This window comes from Brevundimonas naejangsanensis, from assembly GCF_003627995.1.
Classification (GTDB): domain Bacteria; phylum Pseudomonadota; class Alphaproteobacteria; order Caulobacterales; family Caulobacteraceae; genus Brevundimonas; species Brevundimonas naejangsanensis_B.
Map to the genome: position 1 here is coordinate 798557 of NZ_CP032707.1, position 9281 is coordinate 807837.

Here is a 9281-nt window from a genome sequence, read left to right on the forward strand (position 1 = left end):
GCGCCGCGCCGCTTTCCTCCCCATGACATGGGGAGGGGGACCCCGACCCGATGGGCGGCGCGAAGCAGCCAAGGGGTGGAGGGGCTTGAACAGCGGAATCAGGCGGAAAAGAAGCCGGGGCAGCGGAACCAAGCAGCCCCTCCGTCTCGTCGGCTACGCCGCCGATCCACCTCCCCATTGCAGGGGAGGAAAGAAAAACCCCGCGCCGTCGCCGGCGCGGGGTTTCTGCCTTCAGACCTTCAGCAGGCCTTAGTAGCGGTAGTGCTCGGGCTTGAACGGCCCCTCGACCGGCACGCTGATGTAGGCGGCCTGGTCCTTGGTCAGGGTGGTCAGCTTGGCGCCCAGCTTGGCCAGGTGCAGGAAGGCGACCTTCTCGTCCAGGTGCTTGGGCAGGGTGTAGACCTTGTTCTCGTACTTCGAGGCGTTGGTCCACAGTTCGATCTGGGCCAGGGTCTGGTTGGTGAAGGACGCCGACATGACGAAGGACGGGTGGCCCGTGGCGTTGCCCAGGTTCACCAGGCGGCCTTCCGACAGCAGGATGATCTTCTTGCCGTCCGGGAACTCGACGTGGTGGACCTGATCCTTGATCTTGTCCCACTTGAAGTTCTTCAGGCCCGCGACCTGAATTTCCGAGTCGAAGTGGCCGATGTTGCAGACGATGGCGTTGTTCTTCATCCGGCGCATGTGCTCGACCGTGATGACGTCCTTGTTGCCGGTCGTCGTGACGTAGATGTCCGCCTTGTCGGCCACGTCGTCCAGGGTCTGGACCTCATAGCCTTCCATCGCCGCCTGCAGGGCGCAGATCGGGTCGATCTCCGTGACGATCACGCGGGCGCCGCCGTTACGCAGGCTGGCGGCCGAGCCCTTGCCCACGTCGCCGTAGCCGCAGACCACCGCCACCTTGCCCGACAGCATGACGTCGGTGCCGCGACGGATGGCGTCGACCAGGCTCTCACGGCAGCCGTACAGGTTGTCGAACTTGGACTTGGTGACGCTGTCGTTGACGTTGATGGCGGGGAAGGGCAGCTCGCCGCGCTCGGCCATCTGATACAGGCGGTGCACGCCCGTGGTGGTCTCTTCCGACACGCCGCCGATGGCGTCGCGGATGGCCGAGTAGAAGCCCGGCTTTTCCTTCAGATAGCGCTTCATGACCGAGAAGAGGGCTTCCTCTTCTTCATTGGTCGGGTTGTCGAGGACCGAGGGGTCCTTCTCCGCCTTCGGGCCGAGCACGCACAGCAGGGTGGCGTCGCCGCCGTCGTCGAGGATCAGGTTCGGGTAGCCGCCGTCAGCCCATTCGAAGATCTTGTGGGCGTAGTCCCAGTACTCCACCAGGGTCTCGCCCTTGAAGGCGAAGACCGGCGTGCCCGACGCGGCGATGGCGGCGGCGGCGTGGTCCTGGGTCGAGAAGATGTTGCACGAGGCCCAGCGCACTTCGGCGCCCAGGGCTTCCAGCGTCTGGATCAGCACCGCCGTCTGGATGGTCATGTGCAGGGAGCCGGCGATGCGGGCGCCCTTTAGCGGCTGGGAGGCGCCGTATTCGTCGCGCAGCGCCATCAGGCCCGGCATTTCGGTTTCGGCGATGGCGATTTCCTTGTTGCCGAAGTCGGCCAGGGAAATGTCGCGAACGATGTAGTCGGTCATGCGGAGGGGTCTTTCGGCCACGGTTCTGTCTCAGCGGCCGCTATAGCGCGGCCCGCCGCCAGGGGCAATCAAGGCATAAGGATATCTTTATATGAGCGCCGACGAACACAGGTAAGGGAATCTACGCATTTGCCGCTTAACCCGGACAATACCCTCAGCGAGGGAAGGGTTTTGTCACGGCGCGCTCCCCAGCGCCTTGGTTCAAGTGAGTCCGTTTCATGGCGTCCGAAGGCATTGATCATCACATGAACTTCATGGGCCTGGGTCACCCCTCCGCCGGCTATCGCGCGATCGGCCCCCTGTTGCGGCGTCAGCTGCCCCTGGCGCTGGCGGCCTTCTACGACCGGGTGCGGGCCGAGCCGGAGACGCGCCGCTTCTTCCGCGACGAGGGGCACATCAGCGCGGCCAGCACCGCCCAGCAGCGCCACTGGGACGCCATCATCGACGGCCGCGCCGACGCCGACTACGCCGCCTCGGTGCGCACCATCGGCCGCGTCCACGCCCGCATCGGCCTGGAGCCGCGCTGGTACATCGGCGGCTACAGCGTCATCCTGGCGCACCTGACCCGCGCCATCATCGAACGGCCCCGCAAGCTGTTCGCCAATCGTCGCGAGCACGACCGCGTCACCGCCGAGGCCATCAGCGAGCTCAGCCAGCGCGTCATGCTGGACATGGAGCTGGCCATCTCCACCTATCTGGAGGCCCTGCAGGAAGAACGCGACCGGGTCCAGGCGGCCCACGACGCCGCCGAGGCGCGCCAGACCGAGGTGGTCCGCGCCCTGGGCGCCGCCCTGCACGCCCTGGCCGAGAACGACCTGTCGGTGACCATCCCCGAGAGCTTCCCCGAGGAATACCGCTCGCTGCAGAACGACTTCCACGCCGCGACCCGCGCCCTGCGCACCGCCGTGCGCGCCGTGGCCGACAGCGTCGAAAGCCTGAGCGCGGGCTCCAGCCAGTTGGCCGTCGCCTCCGAGGACCTGGCCAGCCGCACCGAGCGTCAGGCCGCCAACCTGGAGCGCACCGTCAACGAGGCCGAGGCCATCGCCAACGAAGTCGCCGCCACCGCCGACGGCGCCCGCCAGACGGCCGAGGCCCTGGCCGCCGCCCGCGCCGACGTCGAGGAGACGGCCAAGGTCGTCGGCGACGCCGTGAACGCCATCCACGCCATCGCCGAATCCTCGACCGGCATCGCCCGCTTCACCAGCCTGATCGACGAGATCGCCTTCCAGACCAACCTGCTGGCCCTGAACGCCGGGGTCGAGGCCGCCCGCGCGGGCGAGGCCGGCCGCGGCTTCGCCGTGGTGGCCCAGGAAGTCCGCGCCCTGGCCCAGCGCTCGTCCGAGGCCTCGGGCGAGATCCGCGCCCTGATCTCCACCTCCTCGGCCCAGGTGGCGCGCGGCGTCGACCTGGTCGAGCGCACCGGGGCGGCGCTGGAGCGCATCGGGGCCAAGGTCACGGCCGTCGACGGCCTGGCCGGGGGCATCGCCGGCTCGGCCCAGGAACAGGCCGAGGGCCTGGCCCGCGTGCGCCGCGCCATGGGCGAGATGGACGACATCACCCAGCAGAACGCGGCCATGACCGAAGAGGCCACCGCCGCCGCCCGTCAGCTGGCCAACGAGGCCCTCAGCCTGAACCAGCAGGTCAGCCGCTTCCGCCTGGACCGCCCGGTCGCCGCCGGCGCCGCGCCGACGGGCCCGCGCCTGGTGGCCTGATCCGGCGGCGCGAATCCCGCTGGCGCAGGTCGGCGGGAGCGCGCTAACAGACTCTCCTGTTCGAATGGGGGAGCATCGATCATGAAGACCTTGCTGAGCGCGGCCGCCTGCGTTCTGGCCCTGAGCGCGGCCGCGCCCGCGGCCCTGGCCCAGAACACCGCCCCGGTCGCGCCGACCGGCGCCGCGCCCGCGGCGGGCGTCGTGACCCTGATCCAGGCCGGACGGCTGCTGGACCGGCCCGGCCGGACGCCGCGCGGCCCGTCGACCCTGGTGGTGCGCGACGGCAAGGTGGTCGAGATCCGCGACGGCTTCGTCGACGCCTCGGCCTTTCCCGGCGCCGTGGTGGTGGACCAGCGCGACCGCTTCGTCCTGCCCGGCCTGATCGACAGCCACGTCCACCTGGTGTCCGACGTCGCCGGCCAGGCCGGCTTCCTGGCCGAGATCACCGACAACCTGCCGGTCCACGCCTACAGCGCCGCCATGAACGCCCGGAAGACCCTGATGGCGGGCTTCACCACCGTGCGCAACCTGGGCGACAGCGGCGGCGTGACCCTGGCCCTGCGCAATGAGACGGCGGCCCACCGCCTGCCGGGGCCGCGCATCCTCGACGCCGCCTCCAGCATCTCGACGACCTCGGGCCATATGGACGGGCGGTTGGGCTTCAACGACGACTTCCGCGAGCACATTGCGCACGACAACGTCTGCAACGGCGCCGAGAGCTGCCGCGAAGCCGTGCGGCTTCAGGTCGGGCGCGGCGCCGACGTCATCAAGATCGCCACCACCGGCGGGGTCAACAGCCGCATCGGCGCGGGGCTCGGCGCCCAGATGTTCGAGGACGAGGCCAAGGCCCTGATCGACACGGCCCACCTGTACGGCAAGAAGGTCGCCGTCCACGCCCACGGCGCCGACGGGATCAACCTGGCCCTGCGCATGGGCGCCGATTCCATCGAGCACGGCACCATCTTCGACGACGAGACGCTGCAGCTGCTGCGCCGCACGCGCGCCTATTATGTGCCGACCCTGTCGACCATCAACGGCTATCGCGAGCGCCTGGCCGCCGATCCCAACGCCTATCCGCCCGAAGTCCTGCCCAAGATCCTGTGGCGCATCGAGATCACCGGCCAGTCGCTGCAACGCGCGGTCCCGGCGGGCGTGCGCATCGCCTTCGGCACCGACGCGGGCGTGTCCAAGCACGGCCGCAACGCCGATGAGTTCGAGCTGATGGTCCAGAACGGCATGACCCCGGCCACGGCCATCGAGGCGGCCACCGTCAACGCCGCCGACCTGCTGGGCCTGTCCGCCGAGATCGGCACGCTGGAGCCGGGCAAGCGCGCCGACGTCATCGCCGTGGCGGGCGATCCGCTCAGCGACGTGACGACGCTGAAGACCGTGGCCTTCGTCATGCGCGATGGCCGCATCTACAAGGACGAGCGCTGATCTCGTAACGGCGGGCGGTCAGTTCCGGCTTGGCCGCGCCCGTTCGCACGGCTAAGCCGTGACGCCATGGCTGACGACGCTTCGATCCGACCCGCCCGCGATCTCTCGATCCCCCGCCACGACTGGACCCTGGAGGAGGTCGAGGCCCTGTTCGCCCGCCCCTTCATGGAGCTGGTGTTCGAGGCGGCGACGGTGCACCGGCGCACCTTCGACCCGAGCGAGGTGCAGAAATCCCAGCTGCTGTCGGTCAAGACCGGCGGCTGCGCCGAGAACTGCGGCTACTGCTCCCAGTCGGCCAGCTTCAAGACCGGCCTCAAGGCCGAAAAGCTGATGGAGCCGACCGCCGTCATCGCCGAGGCCATGGCGGCCAAGGCGGGCGGCGCCAGCCGCTTCTGCATGGGCGCCGCTTGGCGCGAGCTGAAGGACCGCGACACGCCCAAGCTGGCGGCCATGATCTCGGGCGTGAAGGCCCTGGGTCTGGAGACCTGCGCGACGCTGGGCATGCTGAACGCCGATCAGGCCAAGCAGCTCAAGGACGCCGGCCTCGACTACTACAACCACAACCTCGACACCGGGCCCGAATATTACGCCGAGGTGGTGACCACCCGCTCCTACCAGGACCGGCTGGAGACGCTGCAGCACGTCCGCGACGCCGGCATGTCGACCTGCTGCGGCGGCATCGTCGGCATGGGCGAGAAGCGCCGCGACCGCGCGGGCCTGCTGCATGCCCTGGCCACCCTGCCCGTCCACCCCGACAGCCTGCCGGTCAACGCCCTCGTCCCCGTCGGCGGCACGCCGCTGGGCGAACGGGTGCTGAAGGAAGGCGAGATCGATCCGATCGAGTTCGTCCGCACCGTCGCCGTCGCCCGTCTGGTCTGCCCCAAGTCGATGGTCCGCCTGTCGGCCGGCCGCGAAGGCATGACGCCCGAGATGCAGGCGCTGTGCTTCCTGGCGGGCGCCAACTCCATCTTCGTCGGCGGCAAGCTCTTGACCACGCCGAACCCGGAAGAGGACGACGACGCCAAGCTGTTCGCCCTGCTCGACCTCAAGCCCATGCCGCTGAAGGTCGAGGCGCGGGCCTGAGGCTCGCCGTCCCCCGCTTCTCCGTCATCCTCGGCCTTGCGCCGAGGATCCAGAGACTCCAGGGTTCGCCGTTCGGGCCGCATTGCCGGGTCCTCGGCGCAAGGCCGAGGATGACGAACGGAAGGGCCGGAAGGGGACACAATGGCCGCGCTCGTCTATGCCACCGTGGGTTCCAACCGTTTGGACCAGGCGAAAGCCTTTTATGACGCCTTGCTCGGCTCGGCGGGGATCAGGCCCATCTTCGAACACCCGTCCGGCGGTCGCGTCTATGGCGCCAACCGGACGCCTAACTTCGCCGTGCTCGGCCCCCACGACGGCCGCCCCGCCAGCGTGGGAAACGGGTCCATGTTCGCCTTCGGCTTCGATACGCGCGAGGAGGTCGACGCCTTCCACGCCAAGGCGCTCGAATTGGGCGGCGCCTGCGACGGCCCGCCCGGTCTGCGTGGGCCCGGCCTATGGTTCAGCTATTTCCGCGATCTCGACGGAAACAAGCTCTGCGCCTTCTGCATGACCTAGGCGGCTCATGCCGCCGCAGGTCTGGGCGCGAAGCTGGAGCCTGGCTCCGTCCGCGCGGATTAACGCGATTTCATTGGCGCGCCGTCCAGCCTAACGGCAAGGCTTCGTCATGAGCTCGAACCTCGATGCGCCCGCGGCGGACTTCCGACGGCCCTTTCGCGGCTGGCTGGCGTTCAACGTTCGGACGGGGCTGATCCTCCTGGCTCTCTTCGGCGTGACGCGCTTCGCCCTCGTCATGCTGGCGAACGTCACCCGGGACTATGGCCTGGTGTCCTTCTTCTTCATCGCCATGGCGTTGACGCCGCTGCTCCTGCTGACCCGGTCAGGGCGGGTGCGGATCGGATTGAACTGGCGGCCGCGTCTGACGGGCCTCGGGCTAGGCGTCCTTCTGGGCGCGGGCTGCTGCGTGGTGCTGATCGCCACCGCCGGCCTGCTCTTCGGCCCCGGTGACGACAACGCCTTCACCTATGTGGCGGGGACCTACTCCGCCCTGCCTGATCGAATGAGCGACACTCTGCGGCTGATCATGTTCGCGGTGTTCGCCCTGATCGGCATGACCTTCAGTCCCATCGGCGAGGAGCTGTTCTACCGCGGCCTGGTCCACGAATCCTTCGTCGCCGGGCTGGGCGAGAACCGCGCCGCCCTGGTCGACGCCGCCGCCTTCGCCCTTGTCCATCTGGCCCATTTCGGCCTGGTGTGGCGCGGGACCGGCTGGGCGTTGCTGCCATTGCCGGCCCTGTGGTGGCTGTGCGGGCTTTTCGCGGCCGCCCTCGCCTTCACCTGGGCCCGACGGGCGAGCGGCTCAATCCTGGGCGCGGTCGCCGCCCACGCCGCCTTCAACCTCGTGATGACCGCGTGGATTTTCTACGGGCTGAGGGTCTAGGCTGGCGGCGAAGAAAGGCCGCTGCCCTGCCGCGCGCCCGCCTGTCGGCCGGGCGCGAGGGCATGACGCCCGATGCAGGCCCTGTGCTTCCTGGCCGGCGCCAACTCCATCTTCGTCGGCGGCAAGCTGCTGCTGGACCTCAAGCCCATGCCGCTGAAGGTCCAGGCGCGGGCCTAGACGCCCCGGCCCGGCGCCAGCGCCCCACCAGCCACAGGTGCAGGGCGTGAACGCCGACCCAGGCCAGCCCCATGACGATCAGGACGCCGAAGTAGAGCCGGGCGTCCGCGCCCTCCAGAGCCCCCAACAGGCTCGCCAGCGCCGTCGGGATCAGGGAACATCGTCATATCGGCAGACGACCACATGCCCCTCAGGCGATCAAGCCGGGGGTCTGCGCCTACTTGCTCATCCAGGGGCGTGCGGCGCCGGTCTTGATGCGGGCCGCCTGTTCGCGCTGGAAGCGGCCGCCGCGCGGCGGCTTGGGCCGGGCGTCGATCGCCGCCTTCTTGAGCCGCAGCGCCCGCTGGACGGGCGTTTCGCCGGGAGCGGCGTCCTCCGAGGCGGCGGCGGGGGCGTGATCATCGTCAATGCTCATGCCCATCCCTGTAGCACGTCCGCGCGACGCGCTGCCTCTTCTCCGTCATCCTCGGGCTTGACCGGAGGATCCAGAGACTCCGAGAGGGAAGGTTCGGGCTACGAGGCCTCAATCCGCTTGCGTCGCGATACTGGATCCTCGGGTCAAGCCCGAGGATGACGGCGGGAACAGGCCACGGCGGAGAGGCTTCCCCCCGCCCCCCCCCCCCCCGTCCTACCGTCCCGGCCGCCGGGTCATCGCCGAGGCAGGCGCCAGTTGCAGGCCGCGCGCCTCCAGGCCCGCCGTCCAGCGGGCGGCGGCCTCGACGGTGACGGGGTAGGAGAAGCCGGTCCCCAGCGCCGCGCCGTGGGTCTTGGCGGCGGCCTCCAGCGCATTGAACTGGCGCAGGATGGCGGCGGGGGTCTGCTCCTCATCGATGACGCGGTCGGCGCTGGCGCGGGCGAAGGCGCCGGGGCGGCGGCGCATGGAGCCGTCGTCGAGGAAGGCGAGGCCCCGCTGGCGCAGGTTGGTCATCAGGGCGCCCATGCCCTCGTCCGAGGTCGCGAAACGGTCGCCCAGATAGTTGGTGACGCCGAAATAGCCCGTGGCGCGCGCCAGCAGCCAGTCCAGCTTGACCGCCACGTCGTCGGCGCCGCCGGACGAGAGCAGGGTGTAGGGGCCGGGATCGTTGTCGGGATAGCCGGTCGGCTCCATCGGCAGTTCGATCATCACCTCATGGCCATGGGCGCGGGCCAGGTCGATCCAGGTCTGCAGGCCCTCGGCGTAGGGCACGAAGCTGAGCGTCACCTCGGCCGGGAGGCGCTCGATGGCCGCGCGGGTGGTGGCGCTGTTCAGGCCGAGGCCGCCGACCACCAGGGCCACCATCGGCTTGCCGTTCGAGCGGAAGGGACGGGCGTAGGCCTGGGCGGGGACGCGGCCGTCGGCGGCGATGCGCGGCAGGGGGCCGTTCGGGCCGGGCTGGGACAGGCCCGCGATCGGCGCCTTGGGCAGGGGGTTGGACGGGGCGCGGACCGGGGCGCTGAAACCTTGCCCCGACGCCACGCTGGCGCCGTCCGGCAGGGTGATCAGGGCTTCGCCGCCGGCGGCGCCCTCTTCGCCCATCAGGGCCGGGTCGATGGGGCCGAGATCCTGATAGATGTCCAGGCCGCTGAAGCCGAAGGCCTCGGCGCCCGTCGGGGCCGTCTCGGCGGTCGAGGCCCGCTCCAGGGCGGCGCTGGCCGAAGGGGCGCCCGCGCGCGGATCGCCCAGGACGGCGACGAACAGGGCGGCGGCCCCGACGACGAAGACCCCGGCCGCGCCCGCCGCCACCGGCGGCTTCTTCAAGGCGGCCAGCAGGCCGTCCACGGCCGCGCGCGACCGGGGCTCCGGCGGCGCGCCTGCGGCGGCGGCGAGGGCGGACTGGCGCTTGGCGAACATG

The 9281-nt window shown here is 70.1% G+C and carries 8 protein-coding genes and 1 pseudogene; 6 read left to right on the forward strand and 3 right to left on the reverse strand.

What is annotated here, in order from left to right:
* Positions 1–249: 249 nt before the first annotated feature.
* Positions 250–1641 carry an adenosylhomocysteinase gene (gene ahcY / locus D8I30_RS03765; RefSeq protein WP_121481556.1) on the reverse strand — a complete coding sequence of 464 codons (1392 nt, stop codon included), beginning with the start codon at positions 1639–1641 and terminating at the stop codon, positions 250–252.
* Positions 1642–1859: 218 nt separating this feature from the next.
* Here ahcY and D8I30_RS03770 point away from each other — a divergent pair, with 218 nt between their 5' ends.
* The 6 genes and pseudogenes from D8I30_RS03770 to D8I30_RS03795 all read left to right on the forward strand — a co-directional run.
* Positions 1860–3353, forward strand: coding sequence for a globin-coupled sensor protein (locus tag D8I30_RS03770; protein WP_121481557.1), 1494 nt, complete (start codon positions 1860–1862; stop codon positions 3351–3353).
* A gap of 81 nt (positions 3354–3434) precedes the next feature.
* Entirely contained in the window at positions 3435–4790 is a 1356-nt protein-coding gene (locus D8I30_RS03775; protein ID WP_121481558.1) for an amidohydrolase family protein, read from the forward strand.
* Between the two features lie 66 nt (positions 4791–4856).
* Positions 4857–5873 (forward strand): biotin synthase BioB, encoded by a 1017-nt coding sequence (gene bioB, locus D8I30_RS03780; protein WP_121481559.1) that lies wholly within the window; start codon positions 4857–4859, stop codon positions 5871–5873.
* A 141-nt stretch (positions 5874–6014) separates the two neighbouring features.
* Complete coding sequence (locus D8I30_RS03785; protein WP_121481560.1) at positions 6015–6389, forward strand: VOC family protein; 375 nt, start codon at positions 6015–6017, stop codon at positions 6387–6389.
* A gap of 526 nt (positions 6390–6915) precedes the next feature.
* Complete coding sequence (locus D8I30_RS15095; RefSeq protein WP_430805154.1) at positions 6916–7272, forward strand: CPBP family glutamic-type intramembrane protease; 357 nt, start codon at positions 6916–6918, stop codon at positions 7270–7272.
* Positions 7239–7449: pseudogene (locus D8I30_RS03795) on the forward strand (biotin synthase BioB); the annotation flags it as partial. The gene D8I30_RS15095 and the pseudogene D8I30_RS03795, both read left to right, overlap by 34 nt.
* Positions 7450–7666: 217 nt before the next feature.
* Here the strand turns inward: D8I30_RS03795 and D8I30_RS03800 are convergent.
* Together D8I30_RS03800 and D8I30_RS03805 are read right to left on the reverse strand one after the other, a co-directional pair.
* The gene (locus tag D8I30_RS03800; protein ID WP_121483372.1) at positions 7667–7864 is read right to left on the reverse strand and encodes a hypothetical protein; all 198 of its coding nucleotides are present in this window, start codon (positions 7862–7864) and stop codon (positions 7667–7669) included.
* A 213-nt stretch (positions 7865–8077) separates the two neighbouring features.
* A complete protein-coding gene (locus D8I30_RS03805) occupies positions 8078–9280 on the reverse strand; it encodes a divergent polysaccharide deacetylase family protein (RefSeq protein ID WP_121481562.1) in 1203 nt (400 codons plus the stop codon).
* Between the last annotated feature and the right edge of the window lies 1 nt (position 9281).